The organism is Bacillus sp. AK124 (assembly GCF_053903085.1).
The window spans coordinates 911,123-927,842 of record NZ_CP096378.1 but is presented as its reverse complement, the minus strand read 5'-3'; the positions used below and the strand labels follow the sequence as shown (position 1 = coordinate 927,842).

Annotated in this window: 17 protein-coding genes and 1 pseudogene; 5 read left to right on the top strand and 13 right to left on the bottom strand. The window is 44.9% G+C overall.

Going from position 1 to position 16,720, the window contains the following annotated elements; translation table 11 throughout:
* Positions 1–210: 210 nt before the first annotated feature.
* Positions 211–1,278 carry an NAD(P)/FAD-dependent oxidoreductase gene (locus M1E06_RS04535; RefSeq protein WP_059231505.1) on the top strand — a complete coding sequence of 356 codons (1,068 nt, stop codon included), beginning with the start codon at positions 211–213 and terminating at the stop codon, positions 1,276–1,278.
* Positions 1,279–1,545: 267 nt separating this feature from the next.
* Here the strand turns inward: M1E06_RS04535 and M1E06_RS04530 are convergent, their stop codons facing one another.
* Positions 1,546–2,256 (bottom strand): DUF421 domain-containing protein, encoded by a 711-nt coding sequence (locus M1E06_RS04530; RefSeq protein ID WP_020452829.1) that lies wholly within the window; start codon positions 2,254–2,256, stop codon positions 1,546–1,548.
* Between the two features lie 132 nt (positions 2,257–2,388).
* Between M1E06_RS04530 and M1E06_RS04525 the strand changes: the two genes are divergently transcribed.
* Complete coding sequence (locus tag M1E06_RS04525; protein ID WP_020452830.1) at positions 2,389–3,273, top strand: ferritin family protein; 885 nt, start codon at positions 2,389–2,391, stop codon at positions 3,271–3,273.
* 360 nt (positions 3,274–3,633) lie between these two features.
* Here M1E06_RS04525 and M1E06_RS04520 read toward each other — a convergent pair whose 3' ends face one another.
* From M1E06_RS04520 to M1E06_RS04505, 4 genes are all read right to left on the bottom strand, one after another.
* Positions 3,634–4,005, bottom strand: a complete 372-nt coding sequence (locus M1E06_RS04520; RefSeq protein WP_216904464.1) for an iron chaperone — start codon at positions 4,003–4,005, stop codon at positions 3,634–3,636.
* Between the two features lie 196 nt (positions 4,006–4,201).
* On the bottom strand, positions 4,202–4,795 hold the full coding sequence (locus M1E06_RS04515) for a dienelactone hydrolase family protein (protein WP_020452832.1): 594 nt from the start codon (positions 4,793–4,795) through the stop codon (positions 4,202–4,204).
* Positions 4,796–4,882: 87 nt separating this feature from the next.
* Positions 4,883–5,080: a hypothetical protein gene (locus M1E06_RS04510; RefSeq protein ID WP_154495611.1), complete on the bottom strand. Its 198-nt coding sequence runs from the start codon at positions 5,078–5,080 to the stop codon at positions 4,883–4,885.
* A 5-nt stretch (positions 5,081–5,085) separates the two neighbouring features.
* Positions 5,086–6,192 (bottom strand): Rap family tetratricopeptide repeat protein, encoded by a 1,107-nt coding sequence (locus M1E06_RS04505; protein ID WP_020452833.1) that lies wholly within the window; start codon positions 6,190–6,192, stop codon positions 5,086–5,088.
* Between the two features lie 275 nt (positions 6,193–6,467).
* On the opposite strand from M1E06_RS04505, the gene M1E06_RS04500 reads away from it, so the two are divergent.
* Positions 6,468–6,968, top strand: a complete 501-nt coding sequence (locus M1E06_RS04500) for a phenolic acid decarboxylase (RefSeq protein WP_009329528.1) — start codon at positions 6,468–6,470, stop codon at positions 6,966–6,968.
* 19 nt (positions 6,969–6,987) lie between these two features.
* Here M1E06_RS04500 and M1E06_RS04495 read toward each other — a convergent pair whose 3' ends face one another.
* Both M1E06_RS04495 and M1E06_RS04490 read right to left on the bottom strand, forming a co-directional pair.
* Positions 6,988–7,254, bottom strand: a complete 267-nt coding sequence (locus M1E06_RS04495) for a hypothetical protein (RefSeq protein ID WP_023856183.1) — start codon at positions 7,252–7,254, stop codon at positions 6,988–6,990.
* 113 nt (positions 7,255–7,367) lie between these two features.
* Positions 7,368–7,694 carry a YuzD family protein gene (locus M1E06_RS04490; RefSeq protein WP_003184955.1) on the bottom strand — a complete coding sequence of 109 codons (327 nt, stop codon included), beginning with the start codon at positions 7,692–7,694 and terminating at the stop codon, positions 7,368–7,370.
* A gap of 134 nt (positions 7,695–7,828) precedes the next feature.
* Between M1E06_RS04490 and M1E06_RS04485 the strand changes: the two are divergent.
* A pseudogene (locus tag M1E06_RS04485) lies at positions 7,829–8,127 on the top strand (NifU family protein).
* A 302-nt stretch (positions 8,128–8,429) separates the two neighbouring features.
* On the opposite strand, the gene M1E06_RS04480 reads toward M1E06_RS04485, so the two are convergent.
* The 6 genes from M1E06_RS04480 to yutH all read right to left on the bottom strand — a co-directional run bounded on the left by M1E06_RS04480 (position 8,430) and on the right by yutH (position 16,071).
* Entirely contained in the window at positions 8,430–10,391 is a 1,962-nt protein-coding gene (locus tag M1E06_RS04480) for a S9 family peptidase (RefSeq protein WP_050820793.1), read from the bottom strand.
* A 106-nt stretch (positions 10,392–10,497) separates the two neighbouring features.
* Entirely contained in the window at positions 10,498–11,418 is a 921-nt protein-coding gene (gene thrB / locus M1E06_RS04475; protein WP_020452837.1) for a homoserine kinase, read from the bottom strand.
* Positions 11,415–12,473, bottom strand: coding sequence for a threonine synthase (gene thrC, locus M1E06_RS04470; protein WP_216904478.1), 1,059 nt, complete (start codon positions 12,471–12,473; stop codon positions 11,415–11,417). Before thrC ends, thrB begins: the two co-directional genes overlap by 4 nt.
* Entirely contained in the window at positions 12,473–13,774 is a 1,302-nt protein-coding gene (locus M1E06_RS04465) for a homoserine dehydrogenase (protein ID WP_020452839.1), read from the bottom strand. Before M1E06_RS04465 ends, thrC begins: the two co-directional genes overlap by 1 nt.
* 232 nt (positions 13,775–14,006) lie before the next feature.
* Complete coding sequence (locus M1E06_RS04460; protein ID WP_020452840.1) at positions 14,007–14,969, bottom strand: 2-hydroxyacid dehydrogenase; 963 nt, start codon at positions 14,967–14,969, stop codon at positions 14,007–14,009.
* A 91-nt stretch (positions 14,970–15,060) separates the two neighbouring features.
* Positions 15,061–16,071: a spore coat putative kinase YutH gene (yutH, locus tag M1E06_RS04455; RefSeq protein ID WP_020452841.1), complete on the bottom strand. Its 1,011-nt coding sequence runs from the start codon at positions 16,069–16,071 to the stop codon at positions 15,061–15,063.
* Between the two features lie 144 nt (positions 16,072–16,215).
* Here yutH and M1E06_RS04450 point away from each other — a divergent pair, with 144 nt between their 5' ends.
* Positions 16,216–16,716, top strand: coding sequence for a phosphatidylglycerophosphatase A family protein (locus M1E06_RS04450; RefSeq protein ID WP_020452842.1), 501 nt, complete (start codon positions 16,216–16,218; stop codon positions 16,714–16,716).
* Positions 16,717–16,720 lie beyond the last annotated feature (4 nt).

Below are 16,720 nucleotides of genomic sequence, written 5' to 3'. Positions count from 1 at the left end.
TAGGCTGAGGAATAAAGCTTTTGTAACATATTAATACCTTAAAGGGTTTTACTAATTATCGATTCAAGGCGGATATGTAGGTTATTTTCCCGAGAAATATTGTGATTTTACATCAAATTAGATATAATTCTAGAGGGTATTTACATAGTTTTTTAATTTTGCAATGAAAAAGGTTAGTTTCTTAATCTGAGGGGAAAAGGGGAATTACCAATGAGAAATTTAGTCTTGCTCGGCGGCGGGTACGGAAATATGCGGATCATTCATCGTTTACTGCCTAACCAGCTGCCAGATGATGTGATGATCACTTTAATCGACAAAAACCCTTACCATTGTTTGAAAACGGAGTACTACGCACTGGCTGCGGGGACGATTTCCGATCATCATATCAGAGTGTCCTTCCCGGATCACCCGAAGTTAAAGATTGAATACGGGACGATTTCGTCTGTTGATTTGGAAGGAAAAAAAGTTTTGTTTCATGACAGAGAGCCGATATCTTATGATGACACCGTCATCGGACTCGGCTGTGAAGATAAATATCACAATGTTCCCGGGGCGCCTGAACATACCTACAGCATTCAGACAATTGATCAATCACGCAGCACGTACCAGGCGCTCAACAACTTAAATGCAGAAGCCACCGTTGCGATCGTCGGGGCAGGACTGAGCGGCGTTGAGCTTGCGAGCGAGCTGAGGGAAAGCCGAAAGGATTTGAACATCATCCTTTTTGACCGGGGAGAATTAATTTTATCGAGCTTCCCGAAGCGTTTGAGCAAATATGTTCAAAGCTGGTTTGAAGAGCACGGCGTCAAGATTATCAACTGCGCCAACATCACAAAGGTGGAAGAAGGCATCGTCTACAATCATGACGACCCGATTCACGCCGATGCCATCGTCTGGACAGCGGGGATACAGCCGAATCAAGTCGTTCGGGATCTCGATGTGGAAAAAGATCCGCAAGGGCGTGTCGTCCTGACACCGCACCATAACCTGCCGGGAGACGAACACGTTTATGTTGTCGGCGACTGCGCAAGCCTGCCTCACGCGCCGAGCGCACAGCTGGCCGAAGCCCAGGCGGAACAAATCGTCCAAGTGCTTGAACTGCGCTGGAAAGACGAACCTCTTCCTGAAACGATGCCGAAATTCAAGCTGAAAGGCGTGCTCGGTTCACTCGGCAAAAAAGCCGGCTTCGGTTTAGTTGCCGAACGGCCGTTGATCGGCAGAGTGCCTCGCCTGCTGAAATCCGGCTTGCTTTGGATGTATAAGCATCATAACGGGTAGAGTTTCGCGGATGTTCGGGAAAGTTTTTCTAGTTTTAAAAAAACTGTATCATATTAAAAACCGACGTATTCGTTAGGCAAATGTTAGTTTTTTCTTTTGTATTCACACAATCGGACAGATATGAAAAACTGAAACAAGCTCATTTATCCATGATGAGCTTGTTTCAGTTTAACCAGTAAAATTTCGGGTAAACCAGCGTATTTAATAAGCCTCCTAGTCGGCTCTCAAGCGCTCACTTCTACAGCAAAGGCTCGTTCTGATTCAAGTTTATTCTTTATCAAGTGAAGAATTTATATGATCTTTATACGTATCTAAATAGATATTTCTATCAGGTGATAAAACTGCATAGAAAACTTCTTCAGCAGACAGATTTCGCTTTTGCAATTCGGACTGTAACCATTCATGAGTTAATTGATTATCTTTCAAATTATCCTCTTTCATTTTTCCATCCATGATTAATTCGATCGGGAGTTTTCCTTCTGATGCAGTGGCAATCCATAAATCCTTTTTAGTCACATTTCGAAATTGGGGTTTTTTTAATACTGTTAATGTCCCGTTTGTTTCAATAATCGCATAAAGCACTTCTTCAATTTTGAATACATCTTTTTCCCTTAGTTGCTGATTTAAATAATCAATTGTATATCGCATTTTGCGCATGTTGTGTTCAAGAATTTTCCCATTTTGAATTACAACGGTTGGATCTCCAGCAAAGAATTTCCGCGCCTTCTGATTCCAAAGGGATAGATAGGCAGTTGCCAATATTACAAATACAAATATAGAGAAAGCGAGTACCATGTGGTGAATTTTAAGTGAAGTATTAAAAGCCAGATTTGCAGTAATTGCTCCTAGTGTAATTGACGCAATGAAATCAAAGATATTCATTTGTGAAATTGTTTGTTTTCCCAACAACCTTGATCCGATCAGTAAAATGCCAAAAGCGAGAATCGATCGAAGAATTACTTCAACATGTTCACTCATTGTTTTCACCAACTCATTGTATTGTCTATGTACATCCTAGACAAAAATGGTCTTATATATACTGTGATGGCGCACTCATTATTGTATTAGGCATATACTAAGCTGATAAATACTTCAGGGACGGTGAAACTTGTGTATCCTTATTATTATGCTTATCGTACCCCTCCTGACAGAAAACTAATTAATGACATCCTCAAGGCAATTAACGGGGAGTACAGCGCCATTTTCTGCTATAAGCAAATAGCAGAAAATGCTCCCACAGAAGGCATAAGAAAGCAAATTCGTGAAATTAGACAAGATGAACAGAGACATTTTGAAGAGTTTAGGAGAATTTATACTAACTTGACAGGTCAAAAGCCAACCCCAAAAATCACAGAAGAATGCCCTAAACAGTATAGCACTAGTCTAAAGTCTGCTTTTAAAGATGAGCAGGAGACAGTTGATTTTTATTTAGATTTAGCAGACCAAACACAAGATCAGTCAATTAAAAAAGTGTTTCAGCGTGCTGCAGCTGACGAGCAAAATCATGCAGTATGGTTTTTATATTTATTAATCCATTCATCTACACAACAAACCCGGCAAGCGAATTATGGGGCAGCAGGTGCTTTAAATGCAGGTTCACTCACTTTACCGCAAATGCTCACCTACGCCATTCAGGATGAGTACTTAGCTCAAGCGAGATACAATGAAATCATTAGCAACTTCGGAAACATTCGAACGTTCATACAAATCAAAGAAGCAGAATTACGCCATATCAATGCACTACTTTCTCTTTTTGAACGATACCAGGTACAGATACCTGAAGACATCTCTAACTTATATGTCACTGCGCCATTATCCCTTAAGGCTGCATTTGCTGCCGGGGTACAAGGAGAAATTGATAATATCGCTATGTATAACAAATTTCTAACTTTTGATGTTCCAGCAGATGTGAGAACTGTTTTTACGCAATTACGCAACGCATCAGAAAATCATTTAGAAGCTTTTCGAAGAGGTCTTGAAAGAAATGAAGCTTAAACTTTGTCAATTGAATTTTTACAGGTAAGGAGAAAAACTACTTTTTTTACTCAGATGCATCCATATCAATATCTTTTCCTTATCCTATTAAAAAGTCAGTGTGTTGGCTTTTTCAACTTTACGTAAAAAGGACACTGCTCCACCTCTCAAAACCGATTAACTGACATTTCGCTGATTGACTTCAAGATCAAGCACAAGCGGGTATGCGAGACGGACCTTTTTATCAAGTGGCAAAAAGAATCTCGCTGCGCGCCAATGCTTCACAAAAACAGCGTTTTTAATTAACCCCCGTTACCTTAAACAGGCGAAATAAGGGCGCTCTCCCCTCTTATGAGTGAACGCCCTTATTTTTGCGTTTTTTTATTTCCGCCAAAAAGTTGAACAGTCCGCCTTATCCACAATATTAAATTCGATCATTTTTTTAAGTAATGAGAAATCAAGCGGACGATCCCACGGGAAACGGACAAGCTGCTTCGTATGATCATAGCCGGCCTGCACGATTTCTTCAGAAAAACGATCAATTCCCGCGCTTTCAGGGGCAACAGCCAGGTGATGTTTCGCTGTGCTGAAACCGATAATAAAAGTGCCGTGATCGGTAAACATAGGCTGATTCCAGGCGATTTTCGGCGTTAAATTTGGAAATGTCTCCGCTGTCCAATTCAACACTTCCTCCATCCGGGCTCGATGTTCCGGGTGATCAATTCCTTCTAAATATTCTGCAAAAGCTTCCATGTTGCTCCCTTCTAAAATTAAAATGATGCTAGAACTTTGTTTCGCAAATGAACCCTTTGTAATAAGTCTATCCTTGGAACAGCTTCATTCGAATTCCCCCAGATAAGATTCTACTCAAAAAAGCCCCCTTGTCATCGGCGAGCTTTCTTGAATTGAGCGTCATACCTATTATAGCGTTTCCATGCCTGTCCGCTTTTTATAAAGCTATTAAAAACTCCATCATCGTTTCATAAGCAATTTGCGAGGACTGCCGGTTGTATTTTACGGAATACGGGTCGCTAAATCCATGCTCACCCTTCAGCTTCACCGTTTTGACATTCTTTGATTCCAATTGGGATATACACGCGGCAACGTCAAAGGACTGCTCTTTTTCCGGGAAAAAAAGCAGTGCCGGACATGAAGGCGATATGTTCAGATAGTCTCTTATCCGGGAGCCGTAGTATCCGGCGATCCCATTGACACGCTCATCTTCGCTGCAAAGCCAGGCAGCGGTTGCTCCGACGCTGAACCCGAGTAAGATGATCTTGCGATATTGACGATCCAGCTTGGATATGATTGTATTTATTTTGCGCAAAACACCGGGGAAACCGACGTTTTCCATAAAAAAAAGATAAGCCGCTTTTTCTTCAGCGTATTCAAACGGTTGATCCCGATTTAACAAATTGGGGCAAATAACATCAAAGCCCTGCTCAGCTATCAATTGGCAAACATCGTGCATGTGCCGGTTAATCCCGTATATTTCGTGCAGCACGATAACCGCTGTATCGGATTTATTTTGAATATGTATCATGTTCTGACTCCTTGTCTCTCATTGCTGCATAAAAAAAGGGCGCCGCCTTCGGCGCCAGTTTAACAGCTTGTACGGCAACAAATCAGGTTATGCAGTCTTTTGCAAAGCTGCAGGCGCTTTACCATCAAAGCTGTCGAGAAAAATCGCTCTGCCCGCCATCAGCTGGGCCGGCTTATCGTCAAGAAAAATGGCGCGACCGGCAAACTCGGCATTTCCCTTCGGCTGAGACGAAAAACTTAAAACGACAAGGCTGGCAAAGACGGCAGTCAACGCAACGGCAATCATCTTTTTCACTTTAGCTCCTCCGTTCTTTTAAGAATTTGGTCTCTTGCATGATGAGATTCTTCAAAATATTCGGCAGCTTTGTCTGCATCTCCGTTTTCTTTATAGTAAAGTGCGATATCAAATGTTAATTCCGCTACATCCGTCCAGAGATTGATCGTTTTAAGATATTCTAAAGCATGTTCAACCGTAAGTGGATCCTGTTCATCATACAGAGCATGAATAAGTTTAAATTTCGACAAATATTCCCTTTCTCCTGCTTTTTCCGCTCGGAAAAATCCTTTTTCATACAATTTGCGGGCTTCTTTGACAACATTTGATTTGTATAGCACATGTGTCAGTTCAAACATGGAGTGGATGCCGTAAACCGATTCTTCATGCTCTTTGATAAGCAGCGCTTCTTTGAAATGATGTTCGGCCAAGGTGAGGAGATTGCGATTGACATAGCTCAATCCTAAGTTGTGGTGAGCCATGCCGAGGAGAACGTGGTGCTTGATCAGTGCCGCGTCTTTTAGGGCTTGCTTGTAATGCTGTTCGGCTTCATCAAAACGAAATAAATCGAGTTTATTTGCTCCGATCAGCATATCGTTGCTGATCGCTTTTTGAATATAGTCATCATGTGTTTTGAAGGTTTTTAGAGCTGTTTTTGCATGGTTTAAGGAGAGGAAATTCTGTTTGATTTGATAGTAGGCGATAGCCAGTTTGTAATGGAATTCGGCGATTTCGATTTGATCGGGGATTGTTCTGAGCTTTTCTTCGGCTAGTTTATAATAATTGATGGCATTTGTATAATCCTTTTTATGAAATTCGTACATGCCTGCGAAAAAGAAATAATAATATTCGATCATGTCATCTGTGCTTTGCATATCTGCTTTTTGCTCCTGAATATCTTCGAACAATTTGGTGGAAGCAGCAAACTCTTCTGTCAGCAGTTTGTGCCGATAGTCTAAAAGATTAAAATAAAGAAGCAGATCTTGATTTTCTTCCATATTCGGCAGCCGGTGCTCAATGTCGTATTTAATCGAGACCGCTTGTGCCACTTCATGGCGCTTGATCATGACATACCATTGATTAAGCATTCCCGCGACTTCCTCATAAGCAATTTTTGTCTTCAATCGTTTATCCTTCCTTTCCTCCCATGTCTCTTCCTTTTTATGGGTTGTTTTTCATTTTACAGAATCGCTTATTTTTTGACAATCACTTTTCTAAATATTGGCTTAATTTCCTAAAATAACTCAAAATTCTGACATCAATCGTAACCATTTTCTGTATTGTTGCAAATCTCTCAGAAAGTATTTTCGTTTGACATTGTTTTTGATGACATTTTATAATTATATATGTAAATATCAACATGTTCGATTTTACAATAAACAAATAAGGAGCGGTTCATATGAATCAAGATGTCAAAGAGTTTGTCGGAAGCCATATGATCTATACGTATGAAAACGGATGGGAATATGAAATCTACATTAAAAATGACCATACCATTGATTACCGCATTCACAGCGGAATGGTCGGGGGACGCTGGGTTCGCGATCAAAAAGCCGATATCGTCAAGCTGACTGAAGGCGTCTATAAAGTATCATGGACAGAACCGACAGGGACTGACGTTTCCTTGAATTTCATGCCCAATGAAAAGCGGATGCACGGCATCATCTTCTTCCCTAAATGGGTTCATGAACGCCCTGATATCACAGTCTGCTATCAAAATGACCACATCGACTTAATGGAAGAATCGCGCGAAAAATATGAGACGTATCCAAAATATGTCGTACCGGAATTCGCCGATATCACATTCATTGAAAATGCCGGAATCGATAATGAAGATCTGATTTCAAAAGCCCCTTATCCCGGAATGACGGATGACATCAGAGCCGGAAAACGAGTATAAATGGGAAAAGGGCTTTTCATTAATGATATAATGACTGGACTTTTGTTAAGTCATGCAGCAAGGCTTTAATATCATCTTGCGATAAAGGGACAAGCATTTGATCGTAGAGGGTGATGATCTGTCCTCCCTCGTCATGCTCATGCTGCCTTAAATACTGCTGCAAAGCCCTGAGCTGGTTTTCTTTCAAGCTGGTCTGCGTTTGAAACTGCTTGATTTTCTTTAACGAAAAAACATTCATTTCGTCATCAAAATCGCCTGACATGATTTGACCTTCAATGCTGGACATGCTGGCTATCCCTCCTTATTGACGATTCGGCTGGTAGTTAGTCTGTCCGCTTTAAGAAAAGTACAATCATAAAAAATAAAACAGCAAGGGACATATCTGTCCCTTGCTGTTTATCATGCAGGCTTATAACCTTGCTTTTCCATTTCTTTATACACGTCTTTCAGCTTCGGATTTCCTTCGCCGACCACTTGATCACCGACCATGACGAGCGGATAAAAATATTCGTCGTTCAGGATTTTTTCGGAGATTTCCTGTTTTTCAGGATCGTTTTCCGGCGGCTGATGGATATCAATGTACGTGATCGAGAAAGGCTGATCGGGATATTTTCTTTTCAGGGCGGCTTCGAGCCACTCATACGTTTCTTTTGATGACGGAAGGTTGACACAGCTTGGACAAAGAACGTCGGCACCGTAAACAAAAAGCTCGGCTTGTTTTTTCATCAGCGGCAGCTCCTTTCTCTTTGTCTTTTATTTTATTCTATTTTGTCCTTTCGCTCCATATTGAAATGAAAATCGCTTTTTGTCTTTGCCGGCAAATATGATATAATATGTGGGAAAACGATTGAAACCAAACAATAGCTTTTTATTGTTCGACTGAATATAATGGTTGTATGATTTGAAAGGAGCGATACGAATGACGACAGAGGTCGAAATGAAAGAACAAGTACAGGAAGTGCTGGACAAACTTCGTCCATTTCTACTCCGCGACGGCGGTGACTGTGAACTCGTCGATGTTGAAGACGGCATCGTCAAGCTTCGCCTGCTCGGCGCATGCGGAAGCTGCCCAAGTTCTACGATCACCCTTAAAGCTGGAATTGAGCGCGCCCTTTTAGAAGAAGTTCCGGGCGTCATTGAAGTTGAACAAGTATTTTAATTTGAGGCGGCTGCCGTTCATTACGGTCAGCCGCCGATTGTTGACAAAATCCCAAAACGACTTTTAGTTTTGGGATTTTGTCATCCTTTCAGCGTGATTGAAAACCCTTGCAGTCTAGGAAGGCCGAGCATCGGAGCAGACTTTCACAGGAGGTGATGACGGCGGCGTTCAGGCAGGACGCCTGGGCGGTTAGCCGCCGATCCTTCCTCTATTCGTGAGCACCGACGCGCAGGCCTGACAACGAATGCGAGGGTTTGTCGACACGCTGAGGCTGCCGTTCATTACGGCAGCCTTTTCTTTTTTTATAGATAATCTTCAAACCAGCCGGCAATATACTCAAGCCGTCTGATCCGCTGCTTCGGATGCCCGCTTCTTGATAAATCGTGCGACGCATTCGGGAATCTGACGAATTTCACTTCTTTCCCCATTTTTTTCAATGCCGTAAACAGCTGCTCCGCCTGTTCAATCGGGCACCTGTCGTCCCGTTCGCCATGGAGGATGAGAAGAGGAGTCTCCACCTTGTCCGCATATTTGAGCGGCGAATGCTCCCACAGTTTGCCGGGATTTTCAAAAAGGTCCGCTCCGATCTGCCAGTCTGTGAAAAAATAGCCGATGTCGCTTACCCCGTAAAAACTGATCCAATTGGAAATGGACCTCTGCGTCACCGCGGCCTTAAAGCGATTCGTGTGGCCGACAGCCCAGTTTGTCATAAAGCCGCCGTAGCTTCCTCCTGTGATTCCGAGCCTTTCTTGATCGATGAAATCATATTGTCCCAGCGCGTGGTCAACAGCTGCCATTACATCTTTAAAATCTCCCCCGCCGTAGTCGCCTCTCACCCGGTTGACAAAATCCTGTCCGTAGCCGTGGCTTCCCCGCGGATTGACATATACAACGGCGCTTCCCTTTGCGGCCAGCACTTGAAATTCGTGAAAATAAGCATTCGCATACATGGCGTGAGGACCGCCGTGCACTTCCAGAATGAGCGGATACGTGTTTCCTTTTTCATATTGAGCAGGCTTTATCAGCCAACCGTGAATTGTCAAACCGTCCGCTGTCTGAAATTGAAGCTCCTCCGGTTCCGATATGATATGCTCTTCCGTAAACGCTTGGTTGGCATCTGTTAATCGCTCCGCTGTTTCTTCACCCAATGGGAGATGGTAAAGTTCGCTCGGCCGGACAGGCAGGGCTATCGATGCCGCAAAACTTTTTTCATCCGGATGCAGGCTGAATCCGTTCAGATGCTCTTTTTCCAACCGGACCGGATAAGCAAGACCTTCGATTGATATGTAGTAAATGCCTGTCGAACCTTGGTCAGATCCAATGACATAAAAGCCGTTTCCGTCTTTGGTCCAGACCGGTTTCGGAAGAACGCCTCCGACAAGGCTGTCCCCTGCTACTGCATCGCTGAGATGGACATCAAGCATTTCCGTCAGACACGTTAGTTTTCCTGTTTCGATATTATACAGCCATGCTTTATCAAGCGTGGCGTTTTGAAATTCCTTTTCGTTTCCGATGAATGCAAGGTGTTTGCCGTCAGGAGAAAACGATAGTGAAGAAAAAACGCCGTTTTGACCTGTCAGGCGCTTCAAATCACCTGTCGAAAGGTTCATCAAATAGACATCGTTCACACGCATATCCGTCTGATTGGCACAAAATGCAATCCTGCCTCCGCACGGTGAAAATGCGTAGCTGAAATGGTCGCGTTCTAGATCGGTCAGCTGTTTTATCTCCCCGGTTTCCACTTGAACGAGGACAAGCTGCGTATACTTTCCCCTTTTAAACCCTTGGCCGTCTAATTTATAAGACAAAGAATCGACTTCCAGCGGTTCGTGATCTTCAATCTCCGTTTTTTTCTCATCGTCGACGCTTTCCTCTTTCGTCAGCCTCACTGAACAAAGCAATGACTTGCCGTCAGGCGACCATTCAGGCTGTGATACATCATAAGGAATATCGGTCACTTTTCTCGCTTCTCCTCCGGCGGCGCTTATCACGTAAAGTTGTGTGGTTTCCTCGCGATTAGACGTAAATGCAAGGGATTTGCCGTCGGGCGACCAGCGCGGATGCTGGTTTCTTCCTTTTCCAAACGTCCATTGTACTGACGCTTGTTGTTTGCGGTCGTAGACCATGATATGCGAATCATAAGAGTCCTGTTTTTCGTTTACTTTTGTTTGTACGTAGGCGATTTTTGCACCGTCAGGCGAGTACTGCGGGTCGGTAATGGATACAAGCTTGATGAGGTCTTTTTCGGTTATCAGCTGCTTCATGTTCGTTTCTCCTCCTCTATATGTTTGTCATACTATTTCGACTTTCTAAATAAAAATCCTTGTTTTGAAGGCAAACAAAAAAAGAGCCGAAAAAGCTCTTTTTTCGTTAAACACTGTTTACTGATTTTCTTTCAACGATAATGCCTGTATCCGGGACATGAAGGCAGTCCACTTCACAATGCGGAAACTTAGAAGCAAGCTGATCTCTCAGCGCGTCTCCCTTTCCTTTTTCAATAAAGGAAAGGATCGTCGGTCCTGCTCCGCTTAAAGCGGTCCCAAACGCGCCGTTTTTGCCTGCTTCATGCTCCACTTTAGAAAGCTCAGGGACGAGCGCCCTTCGGTAAGGCTGATGAAAGAGGTCTTTTTGCATCATGCGGCCGACAAGCTTCCAATCTTTCGCCATCAGTCCGGCGACGAGCATATTGCTGACCGCGCTTGCTTCCACCGCTTTCGGATAAGAGAGGCTTTCGGGAAGAACATCCCGCGCATCTTTTGTCAGCACTTCATAAAAAGGAATGACGACAACGACATCCAAATCGATGTCTTTCATCGAAACCATCTCTGTTTCATCTTCTTCATGAAGTCCGATGACAAGCCCGCCGAAAAGCGATGCTCCGGCATTGTCAGGATGGCCTTCTTCAAGGCTTGCAAAATGGAGTTTCTCGCGGTCAGAGAGCTTTAAATCGGCAAGTTCGTTCGCCAGCTCAATCGCAGCGGCAATTGCGGCTGCGCTGCTGCCGAGACCGCGCGCCAGCGGAATATCGCTCCACACTTTGACGAGGCTTGGCGGAAGGTCTTTTCCGAAGTGAGCGGCGGTCCGTTTGGCCACCTGGTAAATTAAATTATCCGTCCCTTCAGGAATTCCCGCTACGACTTCTGTTTCAGCCTCAAAACGCCACTCATCATGAGGAAAAACAGACAGTCTCAAATAACGGGACAGCGCCATGCCGACTGAATCAAAGCCCGGGCCCAGATTGGCCGTGCTTCCGGGAACCGTAACGGAAAACAGCATGTCAGCCTCAGTCATACACGAGCGGCTCCTTTTAAGTGTTCGAGAATGGCTTCTTCATCTGTCGGCAGTGTGACAGGTTTGATCTGCGACACATCAACGGCTGTGTTCGGATCTTTCAAGCCGTTTCCGGTTAAGACAGCGACAACTTTCGCCCCCGGCTGAATCTCTTTCGTTTCCAGCTGTTTCAGTACGCCGGCAATAGATGCGCACGATCCCGGTTCTGCAAATACGCCTTCTTCTCTTGCCAGGAGCTGATAAGCGTGCAGGATCTCTTCGTCTGACACTTCATCGATTTTTCCGTTCGATTCTTTTGCAGCATTGACCGCTTTGTCCCAGCTTGCCGGATTTCCGATTCTGATCGCTGTCGCAATGGTTTCCGGCTTTTCAATTACTTTGTTTTTGACAATCGGGGCCGCGCCTTCCGCCTGAAAACCCCTCATGACCGGCAGGCCTGTGCCGTTTTTCTCATGATATTCTTTAAAGCCTTTCCAGTAAGCCGTAATATTTCCGGCATTCCCGACAGGAATTGCAAGGATGTCAGGCGCTTCGCCCAGCTGTTCACAGATTTCAAAGGAAGCGGTTTTCTGTCCTTCAATCCGGTAAGGATTCACAGAGTTGACGAGTGCAATCGGCTCTTTCTCGCAAATGCTGCGCACCATTTTCAGGGCATCGTCGAAGTTTCCGTCGATCGCAATGATTTTAGCGCCGTACATGACGGCTTGGGCCAACTTTCCGAAGGCGATTTTGCCGTCTGGAATAATGACGATGCACTTCATGTTGGCGCGAGCCGCATAAGCCGCAGCAGCAGCTGACGTATTGCCGGTCGAAGCGCACATGATCGTGTCATTGCCTTCTTCTTTCGCCTTGGCGACCGCCATGACCATCCCGCGGTCTTTAAAGGAGCCTGTAGGATTGACACCCTCTGTTTTGACATAAAGCTCGATTCCGAGCTTTTTCGAAAGATTTTGCAGATAAATGAGTGGGGTATTTCCTTCGTTCAGCGTCAATTCCGGTGTTTTGTCCGTTACTGGCAAATATTCTTTATATTGATGGATGAGTCCTTTCCACATTAGCTCCAACCGTTCCCTTCTACTCGATAAGTGCTTTTCACCTGATCAACAACCTCAAGATCATTCAGCTTTTGCAAGATATCCGTAAAATCCTCTTCTGACGTATGATGTGTCACAATGACAATCTCAGCCAGGTCATCATGGCCTTTAATCGGAAGCTGCAGAATTTTTTCAAAACTGACGCCTCTTTCCGAAAAAATCGATGTGATTTTTGAAAACGAACCGACCTGATCTTTAACATGAATTCTTAAAAACTGCTGGGCGAAGATTTCAGAAGGTGCCTTGATCTTCTTTTCAAATTGCGGATCGACAAAGCTGCTGCCGTTCACGCCGAGACGCATGTTTTTCATGACGGAAACCAAATCTGATACGACGGCGGTCGCAGTCGGCATGCTTCCTGCGCCAGGCCCGTAAAACATCGTTTCCCCGACGGCCTCGCCATACACGTAAACCGCATTGAATTCATTATGGACGGAAGACAGCGGATGATGCTCCGGCAACAATGTCGGCTGGACGCTCACTTCGACTTTTTGTCCGTCGCGCTGGGCGATGCCGATCAGCTTCATCGTATAGCCGAGCCGTTTGCTGAAATTGATGTCTTCATCAGACACTTGGGAAATGCCCTTCACTTTGACATCGTCAAGATCGACATTCATTGAGAAACCGAGCCTGGCCAAAATCGCCATCTTTCTCGCCGCATCAAGACCTTCAACATCAGCTGTCGGGTCCGCTTCGGCGAAGCCGAGCTCCTGCGCTTCTTTCAGCACATCAGCATAAGGCGCGTTTTCTTTATTCATCTTCGTTAAAATGAAGTTGGTCGTTCCATTGACGATTCCCATCATTTTCGTAATCCGGTCTGAAGCCAGCCCGTCTTCCAGGCTTCGCAAAATCGGAATTCCGCCGGCGACGCTCGCTTCAAAATAAAGGTCGCAGCCGTTTTCTTTCGCGGCAGCCGTCAGTTCCGATCCATAGAGGGCGATCAAATCTTTATTCGCTGTCACGACATGTTTTTTCGCCTGAAGCGCGTCAAGCAAATAGCGTCTTGTCTCCTCGATTCCCCCGATGACCTCAATGATGACATCCACTTCCGGATCTTGAATGACATCATAAGCTTCCGTCGTCAGAACATCTTTGGAAAGGTCGACATCCCTCTTCTTATCTTTATCTTTTACAAGAACTTTTTGAATCGTAACAGGGCATCCGACTTGGTGTGTCAGCTTATCCTGGTGATCCTGAATAATCTTCACCACACCGCTCCCGACTGTTCCTAATCCTAGCAGCCCCACTCGTATCGCCTTCAATGAAATTCCACCTTTCTCTCTCTTATCGTCCTCTCTCTAAGGACATTTGTAAACACAACGCAGACATTTAAGTTACAAACATTATAATGGGGGATTCTTTTTTTGACAAGATGACATTTGCTGAAAAACAAATCATGAAAACGCTTTATACATTGATATAATAAGATTCTATATATTCAGAAATATTTTTGTGAGAAAATCTTCCGACCCGTCAGGCCGGCCGGAAGAAACATCAAATCTCGGTCTTTGCCGGCTTCCCTCCCAGGACAAGCGCAATATTTTCCGCACAAAGCCTCATCATGGCTTCTCTCGTTTCGACAGTGGCGCTGCCGATGTGTGGCAGCGCGGTCACTTGCGGCAGATTGGCGAGCGGGTGATCCTGCTGCACGGGTTCTTCCGCAAAGACGTCGAGTCCTGCGCCGGCAATATCTTTTTCGATCAGGGCTTCATATAAATCGTCTTCATTCACAACCTGTCCTCTTGAGACGTTGATAAAAATAGCGGAGCGCTTCATCCTTTTGAATGCGCTGCGGTTAAACAGATGCTTCGTTTCCTCAGTCAGAGGCGTCAGGCATACCACAAAATCCGCCTGTTCGAGCAGTTCGCCAAAGGATAGATAAGTTGCCCCCAGTTCGGCTTCCGCCTCGGGATTGCGGGTACGGTTATGATATAAAATCTCCATGCCAAAGCCTTTCGCCCGCCGGGCGACGGCTTGTCCAATGCTCCCCATCCCGACGATGCCAATCGTTTTATGATGGATATCCGCTCCGGCCAAAAGCAGCGGCCCCCAGCCCGTCCAGTTACCTTGTCTAATCCAGTCGCTTGCCTCGACGATTCTGCGCGCGGATGCCATCAGCAGAGCAAACGTCAAATCTGCCGTTGACTCTGTCAGCACGCCGGGCGTGTTGCAGCAGATGACGCCATGCTTTTTCGCAGCCTCCACATCGAGGTTGTCATAGCCCACCGCCAAATTGGCCACCACTTTTAAATGCGGCGCACCTTTTAAAAGCTCCTCATCAACTGTGTCGGAAAGCATCGTCAACAGTCCGTGCGCCTTTTTTGCTTTTTCCGCCAGAACGGCGCGCGGGCACGGTTCTTCTTCCTTTTCCCACATCTCAATACGGGCTTCTTCTTTTAACGCAGAAAGCTGTTCTTCCGGTAATTTTCTCGTTACATATACAAACGGTTTGTCCATGCTGCCTCGTTCCTTTCTAAGAGTAGCTCCCAATCTAAGCATATCGAAAAAATCCGGAAATGTTAACATGAAGAAAAGAACACCGCGGCGTCTATGGTGTCCTTTTCAGCCAATTGATAGGCGGCATGCTCATAAATCCTGCGGCTCTCATGCCTGCCATTTCTTGAAAGCCATTTAGAAATTGCTCATAAGCCGGCGCTTGAGACAATAAATGGTCGAGTCTGCTTTCAAAATAATGGTGCTCTGATTCAGGAGAAATATAATACCCTTCAACCGTCTCAAAATAGTGGAGCGGAAACAGAAGCCTGCTGTACACCAGCCGTTTAGAAAATGAGGAAAGCGGCGCGGCTTGTTCGTATTGCTGAAAAAACAATGCGATGTCATTGAAGTTTTTCCTTTCGTGAAACAAGCTTCTGGCATATTCCGCAAGATCCCTGGCCGCATGATCAAACACCCATTCCATCGGGATTTTAATAAGCGGCTCGCGCCTTAAAGCCTCGCAGGTGAGCCGCTGCTGGCAAATCGTCCCGGAGTCGGCGGCCTGCGGCTGATCATCCAATTCGGTATCGGCCAAATATTGAATCGCATTTTCGGTTAAACCGAGATAATAAGGAAACGATTCGATAAAATGTTTTTCAAAAGGCTGCAACTGTCTTGCCTGCGTTTTTTGGATCCAGAATTGTTCCAGCTGGTCGAGCCGTTTCCCCCAAAGGTCTTTCCACTGCCCGATCCGCGAGGTTTCTTTTACCTCATAAGGGTATCCTCTTCCCTTCTGATGAAATTCAGCCAGCTCCGCCCCAAATGAAACGGACCTGTTTGTCATGCGGGGAGCAGCTTGAAGCAGCACATATGAGACGCCATTGTCCTCAAATGTCATCTCCCCGTCCTTTGTCAATATAAAAGATGAAACGTATGGGTCGCGCTGTTCTTGCAAATACTGACTCATACTAAACAATTCCGCCAGCTCATCCTGACTCAAGTGGGATACCGGGACGATCAAAAACATCGAATTCGGGGTATGAAAAGCCTGATAAGACAAGTATGAAGTAAGATCGCGAATATGGATTCCGAATTTTTCTTTGATCAGCTCCTTCACGGACATCACTTCCTGATAAATTTTTCTCCTTCTACACATCGTAATCATGAAGGGATTCGATTATGAATCGATTCGGAAAAAGAGTTCTAAAATCGTTACATTTTTAAGGTTGTTTGTATACACTAAGTAAAAAAAGATTGGGTGAAAATGATGCCGGAAAACAACAGCATGCATCAAATCGAAACAGCAGCAAAAGAATGGCTTGAGAAACGGGGCGTCAAGATTTCGGATATTGCTGATCTTGTCTACGTACTACAAAAGAAATATCATCCAAACTTGACAAAAGAAGAATGTGAAGAGAATGTCAACCGGGTCATGAAAAAACGCGAAGTTCAAAACGCCGTGATCACAGGGATTCAATTGGATATGCTGGGTGAGCAAAGAAAGCTCATGGAACCGCTCCAAACCTTAATCGAGACAGATGAAAGCCTGTACGGCGTCGATGAAATCTTATCCTTCTCCATTGTGAATTTGTATGGATCAATCGGTTATACAAACTATGGATATATCGATAAAATCAAACCGGGAGTGCTCGCACGTTTAAACGATAAATCAACAGGCGAATGCCACACGTTTTTGGATGATATCGTCGGAGCGATTGCGGCAGCCGCATCCAGCAGACTGGCGCATCGAGCAAAAGATGCGGAATAAGCCA